Raw genomic sequence first — 25,546 nt, forward strand, 5'->3', positions numbered from 1 at the left:
TGATCCAGGCCCTAGCGAAGGAGGCCAACTGTCGATGGATGTGCTCACAGACGCCGCCACTGCCTTGCGGCAGGCGCGCCATGTCGTGGTGCTCAGCGGCGCGGGGATCTCGGCCGAAAGCGGGATTCCGACGTTTCGCGATCAGCTGACGGGGCTGTGGGCGCGCCAGGATCCGCAGCGCCTGGAAACGGCGAAGGCGTTTCGCGAGAACCCGGCGCTGGTGTGGGGCTGGTACCTGTGGCGACGCCAACAGATGCTGCAGGCCCAGCCGAACGCGGCGCACCGCGCCATCGCCCGGCTGGCCGGCAGCGGACGCCACCTCACGGTGATTACCCAGAACATCGACGACCTGCATGAGCGCGCTGGCAGCCAGGACGTCGTACACCTGCATGGCAGCCTGATCACGCCCAAGTGTTTTGCCTGTCACCGCCCCGCCGAGTTCGCTGCCGCTGAGCAGCCCATCTCCGAGGAAGGCGAGCTGGTCGAACCGCCGCGCTGTAGCCACTGCAATGGCCGGCTGCGACCGGGCGTGGTGTGGTTCGGCGAAGATCTGCCGGCGGGAACCTGGAAAGCCGCCGCGCAAGCGGCGCGTGAGTGCGACGTGCTGCTGTCGATTGGCACCTCCGGCGTGGTCATGCCAGCCGCCAGCCTGCCCGACCTCGTCCTCGCGGCAGGCGGCGTGGTCATCCACATCAATCCGATCGACGTCAGCATGGACAAGCCCAAAGAACTGATGCTGATTGGCAATGCTGGACAAGTCTTGCCCACCCTGCTCGAACGGGTACTCGCTAATTAGGGAACAGCATTCAGAGAGCGTCTTCTCAAGGCGCCACCCAGACAACACGCGACCGTGAATAAAGCAGCGCATCTGGTTTGCACCATACTGTGTAGGAACCACCCTATCGGATCAACGCCATGGCCCGTAGCGGAATCAACAAAGCGCTGGTGCAATCTGCGCGCGACGCACTGCTTGCGCGGGGTGAAGCGCCGAGCATTGACGCGGTGCGGGTCGAACTGGGCGACACGGGTTCGAAAACCACGATCAGCCGCTACCTGCGTGAACTGGCGAGCGAAGAGCCGCGACCGCCTGCGGTCACCTTGAACGAAGAGGTCCAGACCTATATAAGCGGTTTAGTACAGCGCCTGGCGGCAGATGCACAAGCAGCGGTCAGCGCCGACCGCGCTCGTCTTGAACGGCAACGACAGGTTTACGAACAGCAACGGCAGGTCGATAGCGCCCGCCATGATGAGTTGAAAAGGAACCATCAATTGCTTCTGGAGGAACGTGTGGAAGCACGCGAGCAAGAGCGCAGCCTTGCCAAGCGCATCGAACAGCTGGAGGGTGACCGGCAGCGACTGCTCGCCACTGAATCCCATCTCCAGCAAGCCGTCCGCGATCGCGACGAACAGCTTCGGTCGCTGGAGGAAAAGTACCAACAGGCGCGCGAGTCGTTGGTGCACTTCCGGGAGCAGAGCCGTCAGCAGCGAGAGGCTGACATCCAGCGCCATGAAGCACAGGTACAGCAGCTCCAGCATGAGCAGCGGCGTCTGCAGGAGCAACTGATGAGCAAACAGGAAGAGTTGACCCACCTGTACCGTGATCTGGAGCGTCAAAACGCTGAACACCAAGCCCATCGCCTCGCCTTGCAGGCCGAACAGAAACAGGTGAAGCAGCTTCACGCGAGTCACGAACAGCTGAATACAGTTATCAGCCAACTGCAACAGCGGGAGCAGTTGCTGCAGCTTGAAGCGACCAGCTTACGGGAACGCGCACACCGGTATTTGCTCGATCGTCGCCAGGACCGTCGCAGTCTTCGCGACCTCACGCAACAACTGCACCAGGTCCATCAGCTATTGGCCCGCCTGCCCAGCGCAACAGCTTCCATCCGCCAAGCCTCAGGCCCCGATAACGTCACTCCCTGAATGAACAAAGGTCGGCGGCTCCACCACCGACGAGGCTGCTTGCTTATCGCAAAAAACAGCAATCTATGCATACTGGTCGCCGAATTCGCAGCAAACACCGTTTAAGTGGATAGGGTGATCCATCCATTGCGAGCGTTTGCGGTACCACTTTTGCCGCAAGGAATGGGGCAATCCACATCCTGCAGGCCCCATAGTCTGGGGAGGTCCAATATCCAACTCGTGCTGAAGCTGCTGACGGAAGTTCCAAATCAGTAGCGCGAGATGTTGATCCTCGCCATGTAGCCACTGCCTCCGCAGCAGAAATTCAAACAGCGTTTCATTTGCGAACTTTTCCGCGGCACAAGATTGCATAATGACTTTCGGTGCATGCCCACCGGAGATCATTCGAAAGAGAAAGTCCTGAAACTCCGTGCGAACGAAACTCATAGGTCGCTGCATACTGCACAGGCGAACCATGGCGGCTAAGTTATCCTTCAGCCACAATCGGTGATGGAAAAATCGGGTATCTTGCGTTTGATGCAAAACCAAGTGAACACCTAAACAAGGCCAATCTACACGATCACGCAACAGCCGCGTCAACTTGCCGCTGCAACCATCTAGCGCTATCCCGCCCACTCGAATGCTATCTGCCAGCTCATCCCACTCCATCGTCCATTCGGGGTGTGAGATGGCTGACCAAAACGGATTTTCAAACAGCGTGTGCAGATGTGGGAAATCGCCAAATAACTTGGTTTGGTTATTGTCCTGTGGTTTCGCACCAGCCCGCATACCTTCCCATAGCGACACGCTATCAGGGTGAGGGTGAGAATGATGCCAGCAGTTTGCCATGCTGTATGGCGTGTGGGGGCAGCCCATCGATTGTGCCGTGGCGTGAAACAATACCTTGCTACGAAACACTGAGCCAATTGATCCAACGTTCAGGATGGCCACGCTGTACACCTCGAGTACGTTCGGTACGCGATCTCCTTTGCGCGACTTTGAAAACCTCCAATATCCGGCTGAAACGCCTTAGCTAGAGCCTTGCGCGGAAAACGGAAAGAGGCCCTTCTGCAACACTTTTGGCCATTAGAAATCACCATCGTTACATCCTACAATGGAGTCATCGAGAACAACACTCTCAAGTGTTGACACCGCTGACCAATAGCTAATAGGAGACCATTTACTATCTCTATCGAATAGGAAATAGCAATGGATTGAATATATCCCTAGCTATCTAGCAGCCCGGATTCGGCCCCGATGTATTACTTCGAGCTGGTGTCAAATGGTGAAATGTGCCAGGCAAAATTGCCTCGCCGTCCTCCCCCAGCGATAGGCTTTGAACAACATCAAGGCTCATGCCACTGGCCGACGACTTATGCTAGAAACCAATAACAAAAATCTCCGCGGAATTTATAAACGAAACGATGAAATTGGCTTTTCTACAAAAACGTAATTTTGTTCGAGGTGAACTCAAGGTGATCCAAGCGTTCAGGATCACCTTGATTTAAGCCTCAATACGCGCGCCCACCAAAGTTACTGCAGAGTCTACTGCTGATTCATGCTGTTCCATTACAGGCCACAAAGTCAGAGAGTGCTCTTGCCAGACGCATTTCAAATGATAGAGAAAACCATTAACTCAGCGAAACTTTTCAGGAGCAAGAACATGCTTACTGTACCGCCGAGCCTAGCCATCAACCTAAGCATTATCGAAGCTGTAGCCCCGAGTAGAGGCCGCCACGGCAGGCGCGTCACACAGTTCCCTTCGCGAAAAAACGGGCGTGTCATGGGCTGTGATTCATTACTCGAAGCTGACTTCTGCCTCCTCCTGGAACGAAATCCGAATATCAGGAGTTACACCACACAACCCTGCACCGTAGAACTGCTGGCACCACACACTCGCTACACCCCAGATTTTGAGGTCGTGTATCAAAGCGGCAAAGTGGCTTACTACGAAATCAAACATGATAATAAATACAACAGTCCGCGCAACGTAGCTCGCCGCCATCTGTACGAACCGCTCTTTGCTGAGTGCGGCTCTTTCCTGAAGACAATCAGACAATCCGAAATACAACAAGCCGGCGCCGACTGTGATTTGAAAAAACTCTATTGGTACTCATTCGGTGCCGTAGCCGCTCAAGCCACGCTCTTAGCCAAGTCTCTTCCCACTACGGCTAGGGACCCCCAAACAATTGGCCAGTTGCTCAGCCAAGGATATCGAATGCAAGAGATTGCTTACGGACTGTTTTACCGCATGCTTTTTAGAGTGGACACTGGGCCATTGCATTTGGGCTCGAAAATCATCAGTCACTGACTGCTTGTATTTAATCTAAGCTAAATAGGAGGCACTTGTATGAGACAGTCTCTCCGTTATCCCTTTACCCCAAGCCAAGGGAAACATATTTACCCAGGGCACGCAAAACAACGTCGCCAGAGTCCACCATTGAAAGTGGAGATGACTTCATCAGTGCCTATGCCCAACTATTTCTCACCGCACGAGCATCGTGTACTGGTGGATGAGATAGACATGGTGCAACACACCATCAGAGTTTTTCCAGCGGTCTCAAACCTCCGAGTAGCTTTGCCCGCATTCTTTTCACACCTCAGAAGCTACAAGGACAAGTATTCAGGGCCCCTGAGCCATGGGTCGCCCGACAGCCTTCTTTTATCGCTGAAACTCATTGATCCTCTCGCCCGTCGCGGTATCACGTCGTGGTTAATAGTTGATCGGTTAAGCCGGATAATTGTGGATGCCGGGCTTATCAAGAACAACTCACCCTCATGGACTGCATGGGCGCGACTTGGCGCGGGATTGGAGTACACCCCTGATAACGGCGCGGATTACAGCGCTAAAGTGCTGGCGGATAGCTTGGCGTTGATCGGGGTTCAGATCAATTTCGTCACACCCCGCGTGCATGACCGGAAATCCGACGTCGAGCGTTTCTTCCAGAGTCTGAAGACTCACCGCAATTTCTCAGCGTGACACACTAATCCTTGGCGGAGGTTGAAAATGCGCACGCTCGCTGACTTCACTGTGACCCCAGGCGAACACTATCGCTGTGGCGACGAAGACTATCAGGTCACGTCTGTAGAACAAGGCACGGTGCAACTGCGCAGCTTGCGCCGCACCGGCATGATTACTTGTAAATCAATCGACCGATTCAAAGTTGCCTGCAGCCGCGGCTATTACATCAAGGTTGCCGAGGCCCCTTTGAAAGGCCAGCCCAATAGGATCGTGTCTGGCCTGTCCGAAGCACATCAGCATGCACACAACAAGCGACTGGCTTATGTCAGAGCTGCTGAGGCCCGTTTCGGCACAAAGTTGCCAGTGGATGAGACCCTGCAGTTGATCAACCAGGTTAAGCTAGAGCGCGGGGACGCTGCCGGTCCGACCTATCCAACGCTGTATAGCTGGTGCAGGGCTTATCGGTTAGCAGGTGGAAGCGCCATTGCCCTGGTGCCTCGTCCCAGACGTGGTCAAAGCCGGATATCAAGGCAGCCAGAAGAAGTGCGATCGGTTTTCAACTACAACGTCGAATTATTCTACTTAACGAGGACACCCCTCCCCATTTCCGAGGTGATCGACAGCATCATTGCCCAACTGCAAGTCGACAACAGCAAGCGACCGGTGCACCAGCAAGTGCGCATCCCCTCTTACTCTACGTTCTACCGACTCATCAAAGAACTGGATCAGTTTCGCGTCGACAGTTGTCAGCATGGTAACAAGTTTGCCAAGCAGCGGCAGAAGTGGAGCAAAAAAGCCAAGACGCCCAATTATCTGCTGGAACATGTGGAGTGTGACAGCCAGCGAGTAGATTTGCAGTTGGTCGACGACCAAGGGCGCAATATCGGCAGGGCGTGGCTGACCGTGTTGTTGGAAGTAACGTCGAGACGAATTATCGGCTGGGATCTTTCACACAATCATCCAAGCATTGAGAAAACAATCCGTGCCATCAAGGTTTCATTGACGCCTGGCGACCGACGGGGTGCGGCAGCCTCTTATACCTGCGACAACGGCCCGGACTTCATCAAAAAAAAGCTGGCTGATAGTTTGGCGTTGATTGGAGCTCGAGTCATTTTCTGTGAGCCTGGTTTGCCTGATCAGAAACCTCACGTCGAGCGCTGGTTCAAGACCCTTAACACCCACCTGACCCATAATCTGCCTGGCACCACGTTTTCTAACCCCATCGAGTGTGGCGATTATGAGTCAAAAAAAGAGGCGGTTTACACCCTCGAGCAATTCACTGAGTTATTTGAGCAGTGGTTGGAAATCTACCATGCCACGCCGCACTCGTCGCTGGATGACACGAGCCCCAACGATGTCTGGGACAATAACGTCGACCCTTGCTTTCCGCCAAAGACCTATAGCTTGGAAGACATTCACCAGATATTCCTTAGCAAAGCCACTGCCAAGCCAGTCAATGGACGGTGTGCGCTACCACCATCTGCAATGGACCTGCCCCGCAATTCCATATTTGTCCACCCGCAGTCGGAATGAGGTGATGCTGACGTTTTTCTACGACGTCAGTGAACTAGGCACCATTTGGGTCTGTGACCCTCAAGACTCCAATAAATTGTATGCCGCTGAGGCGGTGGATCCCGACTATCAAGTGGGCTTGACAATGGCCATGCACGATGAAATTCGCGCCGCTATGTCTGAACGTCGTAAGGCTTTTAGCTTCGCTAAAGCTAAAGAGCAACGGCGGCTGCTCAACCTCAAAATGCGCGCCAAACACAAAAAGGCGACTCACAAGCCCAAAGACTCGTCGAAAATGGCGAAAGCAACTGCCACACCCGAGCGCAAACCAACATCTGCACGGAAACAGAGCCGACCCGCGCCTGCAAGGCTGCCGTTTACTGACAGCATACCCAACAACGCAGAAGTTGTGGAAGTCAGACTCGTTGATGTCCCTCCAACAACCACCGGAGACGATCATGAACACTAACATGTCGGAAAAGATTCTTAAGCTCTCCAATCAGATCGTATTCTTCAGCGCCTACCGTAACGCTCTTGCGATCATGAAAAAATCTGTTGCCTGTACTAAAAATAGGAATATTCCAAGCTGCGCGGTGGTGACAGGTCCTGCAGGCTCTGGCAAATCCACGCTGGCAAAGTTCTTCAGCGACTCATTCCCCCCGCCATCGACCGTTGTTCGCGATGACGGTGTGTACACCATCACACCAGCTTTTTTGTGTACGATTCCGGCCCAAGTGACCGTTAAGTCGTTCATTAAAACCCTGCTGATCAATTTGGGTAATAGCGATACCAAAGGCGATACAGTCGATCTCATTCATCGCTGCACTCGACTATTACTGACCAGAGGGGTGGAGGTCATCATCATCGACGAGTTTCAACGATTAACTCGTGCGAATGCCGTGTTGATGCGGGAAGGTATCATCGACTGCCTTGTCACACTCATTAACTTGACAAACATTCCGTTTGTTATCATCGGAACCGATGAATGCCTGGACCTGATTTACAGTAGGGCTGTCCTTGCCAGACGCTTCCCTTTCCGCGCTGAACTCCATTACCCTGCGTTCAGCGTCGACCCTGATTCAGACTATCAAGCGTTACTCACCACTCTGGACCAAAAGCTCTACACGATTGGAGAGTTGAGCAGCGGCTTACATCTTTGCGACCACATGGTCTCTACACAGCTCTATCTGGCGACAAAAGGTAATCTCGAGTACTTGAAACTCATTATTTGCAATGCCTTAGAGTTTTGCCTTCTGCGCAACGATGGAATTTTGCGCATCAGTGACCTGAGTGACGCAACAGCTGAATTGTACATTTCCGAGAATTTGGCAACCGATGAAAACCCATTCGAACTAGCGCCTTCCCGTTTAGATAAAATGCTGGAGGCATACACATGCTGACGCTCGGCTTCATACCGATCCCTCAAGCTGGAGAGTCTCCTAGTAGCGTGATCAGACGGGGAGCTCTCAATAACGGATATTCCAGCTGTACAGTGTTCATCGATCGACTAATTGGTAAGGACTATATGAAGAATTGCCTGTTCGCATCACAGGCCCTAGCCCAGCACCTGGATCGGGCGGCTACAACTTATGGGATCACCGTTTCAAGCGGATTTTATTCCACGTTGCTACACCCAACAAGCAGAGCACTGTGCGCCAGGCTCGATGCTCTGGTGATACCACTTTCCTTGCTGAGATTCAACGAGAGTGCTATTTGTACGGAATGCTGGGAGACTGGCGTTGAAAAATATTTCAAGGATATCAGAGGGACTGGAGTATGTCCTGTCCATGCTAGACGCTATCTGACCCGCTGCCCGGCTTGTAGCCGGCAGTTTACCTGGTCCAACCAGATCGCGGACCGTTGTCGTTGCGGCGTCAAGTTGGTATCGCCACCCGTTACAACAATGGACGCATCCCCCGAGCAACTGCTCTTGGGCTGGGTGCAAACTCAGCAGCAGGAACGCTTCGATTTGTACGCTGACATCATGCATACGCTGGGTCATAGCGAATCAAAGCCCGAGATTGAGAATAGGCACATATTCATAACTGCAATCAGCATTGCAGGAGAGCACTTTGATCTGGGTGCACCCTCGTTCCGCTTCCTGATTGGGCCACTATCAACAGTTAGAAAACGTATGTTCCTGATGAAGCTGCTGCCTATCTTGAGCCCCAAAGCCTACTCAGCACTCTGTGCGACCATTGATCAATTACGGCCTTTGTCCCACTCAAAAAATCCACCCCCACAAAATCTGACCTTGACAACGGAACAGACCCGTAACTTCCTGAGCATTAGTCCGCATAACTGGCATAAAGTACGTAAACACCCCACCTTCCCACACTCATCTCGGACCAAGCCATCTTACTGTCGCGAGGAGATCATTCTCATAAAAAAAATTGCGGATAAAATTATTTCACCACATCACAGCAAAGTGATAGCAACAACACCAATCAATCAAATCTCTTATTCCGAGGCGGCACTACTACTGCATATTCCAAGACCTCACTTCGCGCAGCTTGTCAGCCAAGGTTATTTTGGCAAAAGGCCCACAAAAATCATGCCAGGAGAAGCTTATCTCGAGCGTGAAGCGGTAGAGAGGTTTCTAGAAAGATATACATCTGTGCGGTCAATTGCCGCCAATCTCCACAAAGAGACTCGTCATATACGAAGAATCGTTAACTACCTTAACCTTGAGTGCATCTCCACTGCACTCTCACGCCGAAACATTTCCCCGACGCCCTCATTCATTCTGAACGAAGACGTAAGCACTGTCGAAATAGTTTCCAACGAGCACCCCCTGTTTGCAAGCACCAACCTAAAGGTCTCCCTAGCTAAGATCACACCATTACCACCCGATATAAATAGTCCGGTAATGGATCTGGTCGAAATCTCGAAATATCTGGAATGCACAAAAAACGAGGTACGTTTTCTCATTCACTCCAATCTGCTGACCCCATGCTATTCCGGACAAAACGGTAAGCTGCAGGTACCAAAATCCGTGGTATCAAAGTGCCGTGAAAACTTGGTACTCTCCACAGAACTAAAACTTCTGATAGGAAGCCAAAAAAGCTTCCCACCTATTCACCTTGCCCACCTTGGCATCTTCCCCATTGAAACAAAAAACACAACACCTAAATTCTATAGTGTCTACTATCGCAAAGACATTACTCCAGAAATCATCGCAACGCTGAACCCCAACACTTCGGACTACCGAAACCTCCGAGACCATGGCCAACTGATCAAAAGCAGTTCACTGTGCCAGAAATACAAAATCAATCCTGTTGAGTTACGAAAAATAACTGACCAATTAATCTTGGCGCGCCCAGCGCATTTCCGAACCTTGGCCTTCCAGACGACCCTAACCCCTAACGAGGTGGAAATCGCCGAAAACGCCATTAAAAACCTTCAACCCCTTGCCAAGCTTGAAAAAATCACGCACCGAGAACAAAAAAAGATCTACAACACCTTTATAAAACCAGCACACCTGTTCCGGATTACAATTAACCAACAGATTTATATAAAGCCTCACGACTTCAACGCCATCAAGCATTTTTATAGTACACACTACTCCTTAGCTGAAGCTACAGCAATCATCGGCGCCGCCAATGGTTACTTACACCATCTCGTATGGACTGGATTCATAAAGGCCGCCAAAATACCACTAGGCGGAAAAAGCTCCGAGATCATGATTACAAAAAACGCATTACAGAAAGTCCACGAACGCTTTCTGACTCATAGTCGTTCGCACTCACTGCAGACGCATGCTTTTATGGCGAACACTTATACCAAACCTCGCCAATAGACTGTTCACTGTATCTCCGTACGACGATAGCCTCTCGCGACTCTCACTCAAAAGCACTCACGCTACGCCTGCCGCAATCCAACTTTATCTAATTAATCCGAGCACGAATTGTGTTACCCGGGCTTCCCTAACACAAGAGTTCTCAAAAAAATTCCATCAGACCCATGATAAATCATGAGCCTCAAATCCAGAGCCGTGACGATTTTCGCGCCGAAATGCCATCTTATTCTCTAGATCCTGCGCAAGAAATTCAAACTTTCGAAACCAGGCCTCACTCAGAACCTCACTCTGAGGCTACCCAGTTCAGCCCTAATTGACATAACCAACCTACATTACAATTTTTTTGAAAAGGGCTTCAAATATTCTTTGAACATCGCAAATAAAACTTGTGCTTTTTCAACGAGGCAATTTCGAAGAAATTTGAACAGCTACGCCAGGAACCTTGCGCTCGCTGAAGCCCACTCATCGTGGCCGCACTTGACGGCCACTTTACCCATTAGAAAGAGCATCCAGCCATGTCAATAGATAACAGCCTCATCGGCTCCGTAATCAATGCCCTGCCGATGGACCGCATGATTGCAGGCCCTCTGCAGGCCATGGTCCAGGCACAGGTCACCGCGAGCAAATCGTACGCCGACTTCCTGATGCAAGTGTGCGTCCAGGACGGCAAGGCGGTTGCCATCCAGTTCGACTACGACGAAACCATCGTCGACGAACAAGGCGAATACAAGGGCGTGGTCAGCAAGACCATGAAAGTGCCGCTGGTGGCGGCCATCACCCACCCGAACATCTCCATCGAAGAAGGTAATGTCGAGTTCGAGCTGGTCATCAACCAGATGTCGGAAGACGTTTCCAGCAAGGACATGAACGCCGAGGCGACCGGCTCGCTGGGTTGGGGGCCGTTCAGGTTGAACGTGAAAGGCAGCGTCAGCCACAAGTCCACGCAAACGCGCAAGACAGACACCCGCGCCCGCTACGCTTTCAACACGACCTTGAAACGCCAGGAGCCGCCTGAAGCGATGATGCGAGTGATCGAATTCCTGACCGACGCCGCGACAAAACCGACCGTCGTGAAAACCGCCACACTGGACAGCCCGGACGAGATCTCCCAGGCCGATATCTTGAAGAACCCAACCGCCGAAGCCACTCCGGCCGTTAGTGCCGGCACCCCTTGAGGCGCGCCTCCCCGCCCCCAACAGCCCCCTGACCAACCAGGGGGCACCACCTGGCCTGAAGAGTCGAACCAATGGACAGTTCCCCCGCCCCCATGACCTCCATCGACCTGCGCGAAATCACCCGCGGCCTGCAGGAAGCCGCCAGCGCTACCAACAGCCTGATAGCGCAGCAGTACATCAAACTGTTCGATCAGTTCTTCGAATGCGACAGCGAGGCGTTGGGAGCGCCGATGAAAGCCAAAATGGTCGAGGTGGCGATGGACGGCCAGCACATCATGCGTGTGCCGCTGTTCGCACTGGTGTCACCCAAGGGCCTGGCCCTGGAGCGCATGCAGGTCGACCTGTCGGTGCGGGTCAAAGGCACCGAAGCGCGACAGGCACTGCTGACTGCGGATGAAAACAAGGCCGCAAGCTTCAAGGTCACCATCGGCGGCCAAGGCCGTCAGGGCGACAGCCGTGACCCCGACGAAGTACAGATCCGCATGCAGTTCCAGGCCAGCGAACCACCAGAAGCGCTCAACCGGCTGATCGAGGAATACACCAGCCTGATCGTCCCGGTACGGACCCCCGGCTCGCCACCCTCACCCGATACCAATGAGTTCATCGAGGCGGCCACCGTTCGTTGACGACAGCACGTACTGGCCAAGCTTTGCTAATCCATAGACCTCGAATTAATCGATAAACTTGATTGAGGTCTCTACGAAAAGATATGTAGCAATATCGCGCTCAAAACCTGAGCCCTGCGCAATAGAGCCCCACAACTTAAGGGAACTCCGAACAAGTTACCCATCATCCGGAAATGGACGGCTTGGGGATGCCGAAAAGCGTGCCCTCCATCTCAAGATGAGCGCTTCCGATTTCGAGTTCAGCACAGGTCAGACGGCCTGTGCTGACTTGATCGGAGAATCCTCAATTAAAACATCTCCTTACACTTAGCTCCTCGACCAGAAGCCCTTCCTTATTGCATGGTTTTCTTTTTCGGCGCTGACAACCATCAGGCAGTTTTGTTTAATCAGCCGAGCTCGGCTGGTATGTATTCCTACAAATCACCTTATATAAGCGCTTCTCTCCCTTTAGGAATTCACATGGACGCTGAATCTGACAAACGAAAAGTCCGTAAAATAGCGGATATCCTGTTAAACGACGCCCACCAGTATTCGTACTTCCAGCTCTTGGAGCTAATGTATCAAATCCACGGGGATGATCTTGAGCAACGCCCACTGTCTCACGAGACACGACGACGGCTGCGACTGGAGGTTTCGCCGAAACTGTCCTTCCCCGTCGCAGATGTGCTGAGTGCCGACCGTCTGAAGGATGATCGCTACCGCATCCAAGTCACCTTCCTGGGCCTGCATGGCACCGACTCGCCGCTGCCCAGCTATTACCTTGACCAAGTGGCCTATGAGAATGCGCAGGGCATCGGTGTACGCCCGGCCTACTTCAACTTCTTCAATCATCGCATGCATACCCTGTTGCATCAGGGCTGGCGCAAGTATCGCTATTACCGGCGCTTCCAACCGGGTGCCACGGACGGATTCTCCCGCTACGTATTTGCCATGATCGGTCTGGATGACGCGGCGTTGCGCGGGGCGACTCCCCTGCCCTGGAGCCGGTTGCTGAGCTTCGTGGGAATGATCGCCAGCCGCAGCCGATCACCGGGCATGGTGGCTGGCATGATCGCGCACTGCTTCGACCTTCAGGACGTGACGATCCGCGAGTTCGAGAAACGCGTCGTGCGGATACCGCAGTCTCAGCGCAATGGCTTGGGTTTGCGCAATTGCACGCTCAACGACAACTTCCTGGTGGGCGGCAGCACCGAGTCACGCAGCAGCAAGTTCACTATCGTGATCGCAGGGCTGGACCAACAGCAGTTTCGCGAATTCCTGCCCAGCGGTGAAAACTACCACCGCCTGGCCCGGCTGGTGGAGTTTCTGCTTCGCGATGTCGGGGCGTACGACCTGGAATTGCGCATGCGTGCCGAAGAGGCGCCGCCTTTCAGCCTCCGGGCCGAGCATGGCACTCACCTGGGTTGGACCAGCTTCATAGCTGACCACAAAGACTCCACTCCCCCCCCTGTTCGCATCATGGTACGCGCATGAGTTCACATGTTCTCTCCCCCAACCTGACCCTGGCCGTCCTCAACCCACAAACCCTGTTGCATGGCAGCGAGCCACAGCACCGCTTCGATACAGCAGGTGGCACCCTCGGCACGCAAGCGACCTGGCGGCTGCATGATCGCAAGGCACGCATCCTGCCGGTGCACTGCGAAATCCGCTGGCATGAAGGCCATTTCTGCCTCATTAACCACAGCAGCATGAGCTTCATGAACGGCAGTGACACCGCTCTACTAGCTGGCACGCCCATCCGCCTCAGGCACAACGACAGGCTGCAAATCGGCGACTACCAGATTGCCATTCGCTTGGGCAATGAGAACGAGGTAGAAGAACGGCCGGAACTTCATTCTGCCAACAATCCACTTTCAGCCATGCAGGCCACACAGCGCCTGTGTCCACTGCAGGTCCTCGGCGAACCGGCTACCGATACATTGAGTCTGTTCCGCCCCTCAGAGCCCGTTCATACAGATGAGCTTGATCCCCAGGCGTATCTGGACCGGGTCGCGCAATCCCGCATTGACCCCACAATCGCCGAGATCTTCGGCGGGGAGATGCGATGAACAAGCGCATCGGCCTGGCTCTGGCCTGCTTGGCACTCAGCGGCTGTACCTCGATCAGCAAGGCGTACCAGTTGATCAAGGACCCGACACTCCCTGTCGGCGGGCCCAACAATGACATCAGCCATGTGGGGCTCAGTCTGTATGCGGCTGATCCACCTGTTGTTGCCCGCTCAGCTCACGCAACCCTGGAGGAGCCTGCTCCGCCGCCTGACCAATCGGCGAGGCTGGCAGTGACCCTCAGTGCCACAGATGCTGTTGGGTTGACCGACAAGATGGGGGCGCTGGCTGAACAACTGCACCAGAACTACCCCGCCTCACCCAGTGCGCCTGCCCAGCTGGCCAATTACACAGCAGCGCAATCCGAGACGCCAGAACCCGCCAGCCAAGCGCAGCGACAAGCACCTTCCTCCATCGCGTTCAAAGTGCTTCAACTCAGGGACGACTCCCTGTTGCTGGACGCCACGTATGAGCAATTGGAAGAAGATCTGGACAAAGCACTGGGCAGCACCCTGATCAGCGTTGACGACTTCCGGTTGATGCCGGGCCATTTCAAGTTCATTGAGCATGAAGAGATGAACGAGCGGACGCGTTACATCGCTGTCGTGGCGAGCCTGGATGACCCACAGGGCAAGTGGAAGGATTCCATACGCATCAAGCCCCGCGGCTACAGCCACACCGTGCACGTCCACTTCGAGAACAACGGCGTCGAACTGCGTCAGGACAGCGAACTTCTCCGCAACCCGTAAAGCCCTATTGAAAGAAGGAATACCCGATGACTTCACGTAACGCTGTACTGTGGAAAGAAGGCGTGTTCGTCAAACCCCAGCACTTCCAGCAGATGGCCTTCGCCGCCGAATCGGCACTGCAACAACGCGTGTCCAGTTTGAACGATGCCTTCTATGGGTTCAGCGAACTGGAGTTGAATGCGGAGTACCTGAGCTTCGGCAAGGTGGCCATCGTCCGCGCTCGTGGCGTGATGCCCGATGGCACGGTCTTCGACATCCCCGGTGACATGCCACCGCCCGCGCCACTGGAAATTCCCCAAGGCACTGCCAATAAAAAGGTGTACCTGACACTTCCCTTGCATGCTCCAGGCGCCCCTGCAGTACGCTGGCCCGACAGCGAGGATGTGAACGGCCGCTTCATCGCCAAAGGTGTTCCCGTCATGGACAACCACGGCGGCAGCGGCGATTCGATGATCCTGGATGTCGCCATTCCTAACCTGCAGCTCAAGCTTCAGGATGACGACAACAGCGCCTACAGCTGCCTTGCAACGGCCAAGGTCCTGGACAAGCGCGCCGACGGCAGCCTGTTGCTCGATCAGCACTTTTACCCCACCAGCGTTTCCCTCAAGGGCGCCCCTGCCCTGCACCGGTTCCTTGAGGAAACCACGGGGCTCATCCGAGAACGCGCACGCAACCTCGCCGAACGGATCTGCTCACCCGGCCAGTCCGGCATCGCCGATGTCACCGATTTCGCCCTGTTGCAGGTACTGAACCGCCTACACCCTTACTTCCATCACCTGGCGCGTCGCCGCAACGTGCACCCCGAGCAGCTGCATATCGCCCTGGGCCAGGCCTGCGGTGAACTGGTGACGTTCACCGATGACGGTCGGTTGCCCATGGACTACCCCGCCTACCAGCATGACAACCTCTCAGAGTCCTTCCATGTGCTGGAGGAAACCCTGCGCCGATCACTGAGCACGGTCCTGCAGCCTCGGGCCGTTTCCCTGCCGATCCAGGAGAGAAAGTACGGTGAACTGACAGCCGTTCTGCATGAGCGCAAGCTGCTGGAGGATGCGACGTTCATTCTTGCCGTGCGTGCCGACTTGCCCGGCGACGATCTGCGCAAGCGGTTCCAGCAGCAGGGCAAGGTCGCCCCGCTTGAGAAGCTGCACCACTTCATCCAACTGCAAATGCCGGGTTTACCGTTGATCCCTCAGCTGGTAACGCCCCGCTATCTGCCTCATCACTCCGGCTTCGTGTACTTCGAGCTGGATCGACAGCACGAAACCTGGCAGCAGTTCAAGGATGCGAGTGGCTTTGGCTTCCACATCGCGGGGGAGTTCCCGAACCTTGAAATGCAGCTCTGGGCGATCAGGCCAGACTGAACCGCTGGTGCAGCTGAAGAAGAATCCCGATCCACTCCAGGCATCGGGATTTTTCATTTTGGGTCTATGTCAGCGCTCTGCCGCACCGTCGCGCAACAACCGCTGCGGCAACGCGAACCCTGCAAACAACTGGCGAGTGAAGGGGTTGTTCGCGCCGGTGGCGTGGAACTTGTAACGCCCAGTCTCACCAGCAATCCTGAAGCTTAGATCGACGCTGGTAGGCGTGCGAGCGTTCAAGCCACCTCGACTGAGCAGGCGGTAGAACGACCACGGCCCCTGATAGCCCAGGCTGACCGTCGTACCCGCTGCCTGTACCAAGGTGACGCGGCTATGCCCACTCTCCCCGCCAGGGCCTGGCCAGATCATGCCAATCGGGTCTTTACTCTTGTCCGCAAATGCCTGCAGTTGACCATCCACACCAAAGACGCTGCCGCGCAACCCGCTGCTGATGGCTACCGGCTCCAGGCCAAAACTCACGTTCAATTCACCGCGGTTGTCGAAGAACGCGTTGCGAATCGATTCCGCCTGCTTCATTTGCTCCATCACCTCAGGCCGCACCAGATAGCCGTCATCGGCGCTGGAATAGAGCGCATTGAGGTTGTCTTTCAAAAACACTGTGAGGTACTGATCCTCAAAGCGCTTGAGCTGCCCCTGCGGGCCAAAAAACGCCTCGAAGTCCTTGAGCGAAACATCCGGCCCGGCCGGATCGATGGGGTAGCGTGAAGCCAGGCGCTCCTGGTAGACGCTGTACACCTCCGCCTCCCAGCGCTGCTCCAGCTCGCGCAGCGCCATGACCATCAACACCTGAGATGTCTGGTGCGCCAATTGTCGAACATGCCGGTTCAGCGGTTCCGGCAAGCCAGTGGCAACGCGCTGCAGGTTACGGATGGGATCAGGCTCTTTCTCCGAGAACCGACTCAGCGCCACCGCCAGGGCGGCCTTGCCCTGATTCGGGTTGTCCTGCACCGCTTTCACATAGTCGTACACGGCACTGACGGCTTGCAGGGTTTCGTCATAGTAGGACGGCTTGTCACCCTGCACATCGAGCATCCCCGAAAGCCCGGCAAACGACCGATAGATCCCCATGGCCTGTAGGCGGCCTGGTTGAGTGCTTTGTGGCTGCTTCTCGCTGTCCGCAGGCTCAGCGTAGATCAGCGTGTTGCCGCGCACCGTTTCCAACAATCGCCGCATGGGCGCTGCCGGGCCGGTAACCTGCTCCAGGACACTCAACGCATGGGTCATGTCGGTAAATTCTGTAACCGAAAACTGGTTCAGCACCCGCCGCCAACTGTCGATGTAATCGGCGCTGTACAAGGCGCGCAAGCGCTCCGTCAGGGCCTGGCGGTCCGCCTCGGAATAGTCCAGGGTGCGCCGCTCGCCCAGCACCCATTGGTCGATCAGGGCGAGGTCGGCCACGTTCTGGCTATGCTGGTCGAAGTAATCCCGGAAGCCCCGCGCGGTGAGCAGGGGCGGCAGCGACAGGCTGCCATCGACGGCCGCCTGATGGTTGCGCTCAGTCAACGGCACATAGACGATGTCGAAGGCCGGTCCGATTTCGTTGCGCAGGTCGAGTTCGCCGTGCAATTGCTCCTGGGCCTGCTGCCTCAAACTGATGTACACACGCTGGGCCAGGGGCAGTTTGCGCAGTTGCTGTTGTGCCTCAGCTACTACGCGCTGGTAGTTCGGCAGCTCGACATCAGCGTAAGCGAGGCCGTACTGCAGATGACGCATCAGCGCGGCCTGCAACTGGCCTTGATTCGGAAACGCCTTTTGCCATTCACGGGCCATCCACTGTTCAACCAGCTCCGGTCGGCGATTGTCGCGATCCTCGATCATGCGGTAGACGCGCAGGGCGGCCAGCTGTTCGTCACTACCGGGTGCCGCCCGCTGGATGGTCGCCGCCACTCCGCCCGCAATCGCTGGCAGAAAGCGCCGGGCCAATGCATTCAGGTAAGCCTGGTCCACCTGGGGGCCGATGGCTTTGCCCTGGTACAAGCCCATGTCCGTGAAGACGGTCCAGCCTGAGCGATAGTCACCGTACAGGCTCACCGCATCGCGGATCTCATCCAGCGGTGCCAGCAGGCTGCGCCCGGTCAGGTCACCTTTGCCGTCGGCGCGGGTGTTGGTGAACGCCTGGCTTTTCTCCAGCACCTGCTCGGCCTTGTCACGGTTGACGCTGTAGAAGTACAGCCAACCACCGGCTATGGCCAACCCGCACACGCTCGCAGCAATGGCGCCGCCTCTCAACAACCGGGCCTTGTGCTCGACCACCCGTTGGTTGTCGCCGGCCAGGCCAGCCTCGGGATAGATCACACGTTGCAACAGCTGCTGAGCGAAATAGACCACCGAGGTGCCTTGTGGCTTGGTTGACAGCGCCGGTGGGTTGAAGGCGAAAGCACGAGCGGAGGCATCCGCGAGCAGGTTACGTACCTCGCCGCGTTGGTAGACCGAGGAAAAGTACAGCCCTCGCACCAGCGCAGGCGTGGTGTATCGATTGCTGCTCAACACGTCGCCCAGGAAACTCAGCAACATCTTGCGGACACCACTCAGCTCCCTGAGCAGCGAGTAGGCACGTTTGCGCGCCGCTGGAGGCATCGCACCACTGGCGGATTCCAGCGTATCCTCAAGCTGCTCGATGAAGTGCTGGTAGGCCTCGCCCAGCTCCTCCAGCCAGCTGTCGAAATCCTTCACCGACGCCAGCGTAAAGGTGAAGCCCTGCACCTCTTCGCGCTCGCGTGCAGGCAGCTTGGCAAACAGTTCCTCAAAGCCGTCCAGCAGGTCGAACTTGCTCATCACCACGTACAACGGCAGGCGCGTGCCTAACTCGCCACCCAGTTCCGTGAGGCGTGCGCGCAGCACGAAGGCCAGGTGACGCCGCTCTTTTTCGGTTTGCGCGGACAGCTTGGTCATGTCCACCAGCAGAACCACGCCATTGAGCGGCCGACGACTGCGATTCTGCGCCAACCAACCGATCATGTGCCGCCACAGGCGGCGCTCGATACCTGCCGGCAGCCCTGGCCGATCGGCCGGCTTGAGCTCGACGGGGGCAGCTGCCTCTGCAGGTACAGGCGCATCGTTCTGACCGTCTGCAAGCGTTGCCGGAGGCGGCAGCGGATCGGGAACCGGCACGGGCCGCTCCGGTTGGCTGATGAACTCGCCGGGCGGATCGATCAGCACCGCATCGTCCCCCACCCACCAGTCAATATCGAACAGCAGGTCTGGATCGGTGCTGGCCCGTTGCGTCGAACTGCGCTCGGTGCGAGCCAAGGCAAAGCGCTGGTCCGAGCGACTGACAAAGCTCGATTTGCCCGCATTCTCTTCGCCCAGGATCAGGTACCACGGCACATCGTAGCGATGCCTGCGGCTGCCTTGGCTGTCGCGCAGGCGAGTCAGGCTGCCATCGAGGGCGCGCTGCTGGGCCTGCAGGTACACCAGGCCGGGGTCCTCCACCTCACGCTGCTGTCGTTGCTGCTCTTGCACGATCAAGCGATTGCGACGGTGCACCCACGCGCTCCACACCAGCAGCGGTAACACCACAAGCAGCACGGTGACGGTAATACGCATGGGCTGCTCGGCCAATGGCTGCTGGTCACGCCACTGCCACTGCGGCCCCCACCACCATACCCCGATCACGGCAGCTGCCACGCAGAGCACTGTGGCGATAACAACTACGGGCATCGCCTGACGCTGCAACAACGATAAACCACGCAGCAGACTGTCCTTCTTCACTTTCATAGCGGCAAACCTTACCGACTGCACTTTCGATGAATTGACGCACGCTCAAGGCACGAACCGCAAAAGACAGTAACAGCACCCGAAATTACTTATCAACTCCTACCACTATGAAATAAGCACTAACACTTTTCTTGAAGACGCCGCACGACAATTTGCAATAAAGAATTAATAGCCAAACACCACCAGGGCATTTAAACCGCGAACTTCGTGGGAAATTTCCTACAAGCCACCCCGATCAATTTTTATTGCACCGGGCTCAACCTCCATAAATAGAGCGCTCGAAACAATAAACATGAAGTTTAAAGATTGGTTCATGCAGGAGCTGCAGACCCTCCGGGAGCTGGGTGACGACTTTGTCGAAGACGAGCCGCGCCTGGCGCCTTTCTTGGGGCGCACCGCTTCGGACCCGCAAAGTGAGCACGTGTTGGAACACTTCGCCTTCCTGACCGCTCGCCTGGTCATGAAACTTGAAGACCATCTGCCCGAGCTGACACACCCCTTGCTGCAACTGCTCTACCCCAATGTGCTGCGGCCGCTGCCGAGCATGACGGTGATGCAGTTCCAGCCAGTCGACCATGCGCTGAGCGAAACCCAGGTGCTGGCCAAAGGCACACCGGTGTTCTCCCGGCCGGTTGAAGGTGTGAGCTGCGAATTTCGCACGTGTGCGGAGCTGGCCATCGCACCGCTGGAGATCCGCCGCATCACAATGCAGCCCAGTGCCGACGCCCCTGTGGTGCGCATCGACCTGGGCGCTCTGTCCGAACAGCCACTGCGGCGCATGAAGTGCGACCACTTGCAGTTCCATCTTGCTGGTGGCGACCGCAACGCACTGAACCTCTATCAGTGGTTGGCGCAGCATCTGGACAAGCTCTATCTGCACATCGGCCAGCAACGCTTTGCGCTGCCGCCTTCGGTGACCTTCGTCGGTTTCGAGGTCGATGAAGCCCTGCTGCCAAGCGCAGGCGAGCAGATGGACGGCTACCGCATCCTGCACGAGTTCTTTTGCTTTCCCGAGCGCTTCCATGGCTTTCGCATCGAGGGGCTGGGGGCCTACTGGCCGGATGAAGCTGCCGAACAAATCCAGTTGGAGTTGCGCTTCAACGCCCCCTTTCCGACTGACATCCTGATTGATCCGACGACGGTCCTGCTCAACTGCATCCCCGCCATCAACCTGTTCACCTGCCCAGCCAAGCCTATCCCGCTGAATGCAGAGGCAATCCGTGACCGCATACGCGTGGGCCGCCAAGGCAGCGATAAGGATGAGATCTTCAGCGTCGATCGTGTCAGCAGCCAACGCCAGAGATCCAAGGACCACGTACAGGAGTTCACGCTTTTCGAATCACTGCACCGCAATTTCCCACTGGGTGAGCGAGTACCCACCCGCTACTACCAGCTGGATATCGAGCAGGAACCGGTCAACGACACGGTGCAACACAAGATCCGCCTGGTGCATCACAACCTTGAACCCTATCTGGGCGAACAGGAAGAACTGAGCATCGACCTGACCTGCAGCAACGGCGCTCTGGCGCAGCAGCTCAAGGTGGGCGAGATCGACCTGACGACCCAGGACACGCCGTCGTTCGTCACCTATCGCAACCTGGCCCCGCCCACTCGCAGCTATCCGCCGATGCTGCAAAGCGGCGGTCAGGGCGAGCGCCACTGGGCGCTGATTTCCAACCTGGCCCTGAACAACCTGTCGCTGACCTCCCCGGCCGCGCTCGCTTCAGTCCTGCGGGTGTATGACTTTGTCGGCGCCCACGACCTGCCACAGGCGCGCAGGACCGCCCAGCGCCTGGGCGCCATCAAGGAAGTCCACAGCGAGCCCTATGACTGGCTGATCAAGGGCCTGCCCGTGCGCGGCATGCGCACCACCCTGCATATCGACCCTGACGGTTTCGAGTGCTGGGGCGAAGTGCAGCTGTTCGGCAACGTGCTGTCCCACTTCATGGCGTCGTATGCCAGCAGCAATTCCTTTCATCAGTTGCAGATCGTCAATACCGCCAACTCAACCCGCCAGCTATGGCCCGCCCGGACCGGGCGGCAACCGGTAATGTGACCAGGAGGTCCCATGAAGAATCTCCCTGAGCAAGACTACGAGAAGGGCCACGTCGATGCCCAAAAGTCTCCACCACCGAACGAACTATTCCCGCAGGTTGACGCGCTTGGGTTCGACACGCGCTCAGATACAGGTAATCCCATCGTTGACATCGCCTCTCCACTGCTCGGCTTGGTCATTCGCCTGGAAGGCACCGAAAAGTACGAGCACGTCGAGCCGCTGTACGCCCACGTCAAGACCATGATCCACGGCATGGTCGAGGAAGTGCGCCAGCTTGAGCACTGCGATGAAGGTGACCGCGTGGTGTTCTCCTACTGCCTGTGCTGTGTGGTCGATGAAGCGGTGATGGCCACGCCCTGGGGACGTGACTCGCCCTGGAAGGCACAGTCCCTGCTCAGTGCTATCCACCAGGAAACCTGGGGCGGCGAGAAATTCTTCAGTGTGCTGGAGCGCCTGCTGGAAGCGCCGGAAAAGCGCCGCGACCTGTTCGTGTTCCTGTTCTGGTGCCTGGCATTGGGTTACCGAGGCAAGTACGCCAACCAGACCAATGGTGATCAGGAGCTGGAACTCTGGATGGCGCGTCTTCGCAAGCGGATAGTGGAGCTACGCGGCCCCAAAGCCCCCTCACAACGGTTGACCGACCCTTTCACCAATGTGGCGCCCCGCCACTATCGCATGAATCGCCAATTGCCCTGGTGGACACCGTGGGCCGTCATGGGCGTGTGCTGTACCGCCCTCTATGTGTATTTCACCAGCAGACTCAACGGCATGACCGAACAAGTTTTGGCTTCGTTGCAAACACTATTGCAGCCATAACTTCGGCCCGGCCGGACTGACTTGACTCAATAGTCACTGCGTCTCCGGAAGCAGCAAGTACAGCTGCATCCATAAAAAAGATAAGCGCTGCATTTGGCGAAACTTCCTACGCGATTCTAGGAAGCTACTGCGGCGACCTGGAAGGGATTCCTCGCTACGGTCTTGAGTGCACTTACGCCGCGCGTTTTATAGCGCGTTCGGCTCCATGAACCTGCCCGAAAGGATGAACAGCAGGAGTCTGCATGAGCAACTTGAACGATGTGCGTTTTACCTTCAGCACGCCCGCCGACGAGGCAATAGCATTTGACGTGGTGTCCTTCGAATTGAAGGAAGGGATCAGCGAACTGTACCGACTGACCCTTGAATTGGTCAGCGAATCGGACGACGCCGACTTTGCCACCCTCCTCGACCAGCCCGCCGCTTTGACCATCTGGCAACGTGATGAGGCGGTGCGCCATGTGCACGGCTTGATCAGCAGCTTCGAGCAAGGCAAGACTGGCCACCGCCGCACCCGCTACCGCGCCGTGATCGAACCGCAACTGGCCCGCGCCGGCCTGCAATCGGACTGGCGGATCTTCCAGCACCGGCCAATCCCGCAACTGCTGGAGGACCTGTTCCGCGAACGCCAGTGGGGCACGTTGACCCAGTACATGGTCAACCCGCACCAAAGCCGCGAGTTCTGCGTGCAGGCCGGCGACCTGGACCTGGATTTCTTCTGGCGCCTGTCGGCCGAGGAAGGTTTGATTTCAATCTTCGAGCACAGCGAAGGCAGCCATGGCCTGATGCAGGCAGACAGGATCAACCAGTTCGGCAGTCTGGAAGGTGAGCCGGTGCTGTACGTCGCCAACCGTGGCGGCACCGAGCAGCAGCCCTGCCTGCACCACTTTGCCTACCGCGAGCAAGTGCGCAGCAGCCGCCAGGTCCAGCGCGACTACACCTTCACCCACCCGCGCTACAACCATGAGCACACCATGTTCCCTCGGGAGATGGGCAGCCAAAGCAGCGATTACGAACGTTACGACTACCCCGGCCGCTACAAGCACGATAACGCTGGCAAGCCATTCACCCAGACCAAGATTGATGCGTTGTTCAGTGATGCGCGCGTGGCCGAGGTCGAAGGTGACGATGCCCGCTTGCAACCGGGTATCGCCTTTCAGCTGACCGGCCATGCCCGAGAGGACATGAACATCCTCTGGCGCCCCCTGCGCATCACGCACACGGGCCGCCAGTTCACCGCACTGGAAGAGGACGCGGCTGAGGCCGAGGTCGGTACGTCCTACACGTCGACCGCCACCCTGATTCCGGCGCAGGTCGAATGGCATGCTCCCGCCCGCCCCAAACCTGTGATCGAAGGCCCGCAGATGGCCAAGGTGGTCGGCCCGCCGGGTGAGGAAATCTACTGTGACGAGCATGGCCGTGTGCGGGTGCAGTTTCCCTGGGATCGCTTCGGCCAGGACGACGACAAAAGCTCGTGCTGGGTGCGGGTCACCCAAGCCTGGGCCGGTGCGACCTGGGGCCACATGGCCATTCCGCGCATCGGCCAGGAAGTGGTGGTCAGTTTCCTCAACGGTGATCCCGACCAGCCGATGATCACTGGGCGCAGCTATCACACCGTCAACCGCCCACCATACCGACTCCCCGAATTCAAGGCGGTGAGCCCGATTCGCAGCAAAGAGCACCACGGCAAGCGCCATAACGAATTGCGGCTGGACGACACCACCGGGCAGATCAGCGCCGCCTTGATGAGTGATCACGATCATTCGGCATTAAACCTCGGCTACCTGACCCACCCCCGCCACTTTGGCGGCAAGCCTCGTGGACAGGGGTTCGAGCTACGCACCGATACCCACGGTGTGGTGCGTGCTGGTGGTGGGCTGCTGCTGACGACCGAAGCTCGCGCTCGCGCCAGTGAACACCATACGGACCTCGCCGAAACCGCCGAGCGCCTTAAAACTGCTCAGGAGTATCACACCACCTTTGCCAATGAAGCCCGCGACCACCTCGCCCAGGAAGGCGGCGATCAGGATGAAGTGGGCGACGCCCTCAAGGCACAACACAGCGCTATTCGCGGCAGCGGCGGCAACCCTGAAAGCAACCGTTTTCCTGAGCTGGCCGACCCGCACCTGGTGCTTGCCAGCCCAACCGGAATCGCCACCAGCACACCTGAATCAACCCATATTGCCAGCGGCGAACACCTGGGTTTGAGCACGGGTGGCCACACTAGCATGGCCATCGGCAAACGCTTGCTGATCAGTGCTAGCCGTGGCGTGCGGCAGTTCGTGCAAAGCATGGGGTGGCGTTTGGTGGCCGCTTCCGGCGACATCGATCTGCGCGCCCTGAAAGACAACATCAATTTGCTGGCCAAGCTCAAGGTCAGCGTCACCGCCGAACGCATCACCCTCAGTGCCAAGGAGGAACTGGTGATCCAGGCCGGAGGCAGCAGCACAACCTACAACGCGGGCGGCATCGTGCATGCCACGGCGGGCCAGTACACCGCGCACGCGACTGACTTCATCTACAAAGGCTCGAAGAGCGAAGCAGCAGCGTTTCCCGACGAGATCAAGGCGGGCCAGGGCAATCTGGAATCTGTTTCAGCACTATGCGAGCCGCCATGCCTACGAGATGGCGGACTACCGCGTCGAAGATGCATTGGGTCGGGTGTTTACAGGAAAGCTGGATAGCGAGGGATTCGCTAGCGTGGCCGGGCTCGCTGCTGGACCGGCCAAGGTGACATTGGGCAAGGATCCGACTGACACATGGTCGCCAGCGAGCGAGATCAAAGAGCCTAGCGATGCTGCAGTTAGT

At 56.7% G+C, this 25,546-nt stretch carries 19 protein-coding genes; 17 read left to right on the forward strand and 2 right to left on the reverse strand.

The features are described 5' to 3' along the window. The first annotated feature begins 34 nt into the window (after nucleotides 1–34). Together QIY50_25445 and QIY50_25450 are read left to right on the forward strand one after the other, a co-directional pair. The gene (locus tag QIY50_25445; GenBank protein WGV20557.1) at nucleotides 35–796 is read left to right on the forward strand and encodes an NAD-dependent deacylase; all 762 of its coding nucleotides are present in this window, start codon (nucleotides 35–37) and stop codon (nucleotides 794–796) included. Between the two features lie 119 nt (nucleotides 797–915). After that, on the forward strand, nucleotides 916–1,923 hold the full coding sequence (locus QIY50_25450) for a DNA-binding protein (protein WGV20558.1): 1,008 nt from the start codon (nucleotides 916–918) through the stop codon (nucleotides 1,921–1,923). 63 nt (nucleotides 1,924–1,986) lie between these two features. Here QIY50_25450 and QIY50_25455 read toward each other — a convergent pair whose 3' ends face one another. After that, nucleotides 1,987–2,853: a hypothetical protein gene (locus tag QIY50_25455; GenBank protein ID WGV20559.1), complete on the reverse strand. Its 867-nt coding sequence runs from the start codon at nucleotides 2,851–2,853 to the stop codon at nucleotides 1,987–1,989. A gap of 712 nt (nucleotides 2,854–3,565) precedes the next feature. On the opposite strand from QIY50_25455, the gene QIY50_25460 reads away from it, so the two are divergent. The 12 genes from QIY50_25460 (at nucleotide 3,566) to tssK (ending at nucleotide 16,134) form a co-directional block, all read left to right on the forward strand. Further along, nucleotides 3,566–4,213, forward strand: coding sequence for a hypothetical protein (locus tag QIY50_25460; GenBank protein ID WGV20560.1), 648 nt, complete (start codon nucleotides 3,566–3,568; stop codon nucleotides 4,211–4,213). 39 nt (nucleotides 4,214–4,252) lie between these two features. Next, nucleotides 4,253–4,882 (forward strand): hypothetical protein, encoded by a 630-nt coding sequence (locus tag QIY50_25465; GenBank protein WGV20561.1) that lies wholly within the window; start codon nucleotides 4,253–4,255, stop codon nucleotides 4,880–4,882. A 27-nt stretch (nucleotides 4,883–4,909) separates the two neighbouring features. After that, nucleotides 4,910–6,397, forward strand: coding sequence for a transposase (locus QIY50_25470; protein ID WGV20562.1), 1,488 nt, complete (start codon nucleotides 4,910–4,912; stop codon nucleotides 6,395–6,397). Between the two features lie 4 nt (nucleotides 6,398–6,401). Continuing rightward, complete coding sequence (locus QIY50_25475; protein ID WGV20563.1) at nucleotides 6,402–6,845, forward strand: hypothetical protein; 444 nt, start codon at nucleotides 6,402–6,404, stop codon at nucleotides 6,843–6,845. Continuing rightward, nucleotides 6,835–7,776 (forward strand): ATP-binding protein, encoded by a 942-nt coding sequence (locus tag QIY50_25480; GenBank protein WGV20564.1) that lies wholly within the window; start codon nucleotides 6,835–6,837, stop codon nucleotides 7,774–7,776. The genes QIY50_25475 and QIY50_25480 overlap by 11 nt, the downstream gene beginning before the upstream one ends. Next, on the forward strand, nucleotides 7,770–10,175 hold the full coding sequence (locus QIY50_25485) for a hypothetical protein (GenBank protein WGV20565.1): 2,406 nt from the start codon (nucleotides 7,770–7,772) through the stop codon (nucleotides 10,173–10,175). The genes QIY50_25480 and QIY50_25485 overlap by 7 nt, the downstream gene beginning before the upstream one ends. A 515-nt stretch (nucleotides 10,176–10,690) precedes the next feature. After that, nucleotides 10,691–11,350 carry a DUF2589 domain-containing protein gene (locus QIY50_25490; GenBank protein ID WGV20566.1) on the forward strand — a complete coding sequence of 220 codons (660 nt, stop codon included), beginning with the start codon at nucleotides 10,691–10,693 and terminating at the stop codon, nucleotides 11,348–11,350. A 71-nt stretch (nucleotides 11,351–11,421) separates the two neighbouring features. Then, nucleotides 11,422–11,976: a DUF2589 domain-containing protein gene (locus QIY50_25495; GenBank protein WGV20567.1), complete on the forward strand. Its 555-nt coding sequence runs from the start codon at nucleotides 11,422–11,424 to the stop codon at nucleotides 11,974–11,976. Nucleotides 11,977–12,435: 459 nt separating this feature from the next. After that, nucleotides 12,436–13,449, forward strand: a complete 1,014-nt coding sequence (gene tssG / locus QIY50_25500; protein WGV20568.1) for a type VI secretion system baseplate subunit TssG — start codon at nucleotides 12,436–12,438, stop codon at nucleotides 13,447–13,449. Next, nucleotides 13,446–14,024 carry an FHA domain-containing protein gene (locus tag QIY50_25505; protein ID WGV20569.1) on the forward strand — a complete coding sequence of 193 codons (579 nt, stop codon included), beginning with the start codon at nucleotides 13,446–13,448 and terminating at the stop codon, nucleotides 14,022–14,024. Before tssG ends, QIY50_25505 begins: the two co-directional genes overlap by 4 nt. After that, nucleotides 14,021–14,770, forward strand: coding sequence for a type VI secretion system lipoprotein TssJ (gene tssJ / locus QIY50_25510; GenBank protein ID WGV20570.1), 750 nt, complete (start codon nucleotides 14,021–14,023; stop codon nucleotides 14,768–14,770). Before QIY50_25505 ends, tssJ begins: the two co-directional genes overlap by 4 nt. Nucleotides 14,771–14,796: 26 nt before the next feature. After that, nucleotides 14,797–16,134 (forward strand): type VI secretion system baseplate subunit TssK, encoded by a 1,338-nt coding sequence (gene tssK / locus QIY50_25515; protein WGV20571.1) that lies wholly within the window; start codon nucleotides 14,797–14,799, stop codon nucleotides 16,132–16,134. A gap of 69 nt (nucleotides 16,135–16,203) precedes the next feature. On the opposite strand, the gene tssM is transcribed toward tssK, so the two are convergent. Further along, complete coding sequence (gene tssM / locus QIY50_25520) at nucleotides 16,204–19,869, reverse strand: type VI secretion system membrane subunit TssM (protein ID WGV20572.1); 3,666 nt, start codon at nucleotides 19,867–19,869, stop codon at nucleotides 16,204–16,206. A gap of 292 nt (nucleotides 19,870–20,161) precedes the next feature. Between tssM and tssF the strand changes: the two genes are divergently transcribed. The 3 genes from tssF (at nucleotide 20,162) to tssI (ending at nucleotide 25,422) form a co-directional block, all read left to right on the forward strand. Then, complete coding sequence (gene tssF, locus QIY50_25525) at nucleotides 20,162–21,925, forward strand: type VI secretion system baseplate subunit TssF (GenBank protein WGV20573.1); 1,764 nt, start codon at nucleotides 20,162–20,164, stop codon at nucleotides 21,923–21,925. Between the two features lie 12 nt (nucleotides 21,926–21,937). Beyond that, nucleotides 21,938–22,741: a type IVB secretion system protein IcmH/DotU gene (gene icmH, locus QIY50_25530; protein WGV20574.1), complete on the forward strand. Its 804-nt coding sequence runs from the start codon at nucleotides 21,938–21,940 to the stop codon at nucleotides 22,739–22,741. 242 nt (nucleotides 22,742–22,983) lie between these two features. Further along, the gene (gene tssI / locus QIY50_25535) at nucleotides 22,984–25,422 is read left to right on the forward strand and encodes a type VI secretion system tip protein TssI/VgrG (protein ID WGV20575.1); all 2,439 of its coding nucleotides are present in this window, start codon (nucleotides 22,984–22,986) and stop codon (nucleotides 25,420–25,422) included. Nucleotides 25,423–25,546: the final 124 nt, after the last annotated feature.

The organism is Pseudomonas putida (assembly GCA_029953615.1).
Taxonomy (GTDB): Bacteria; Pseudomonadota; Gammaproteobacteria; order Pseudomonadales; family Pseudomonadaceae; genus Aquipseudomonas.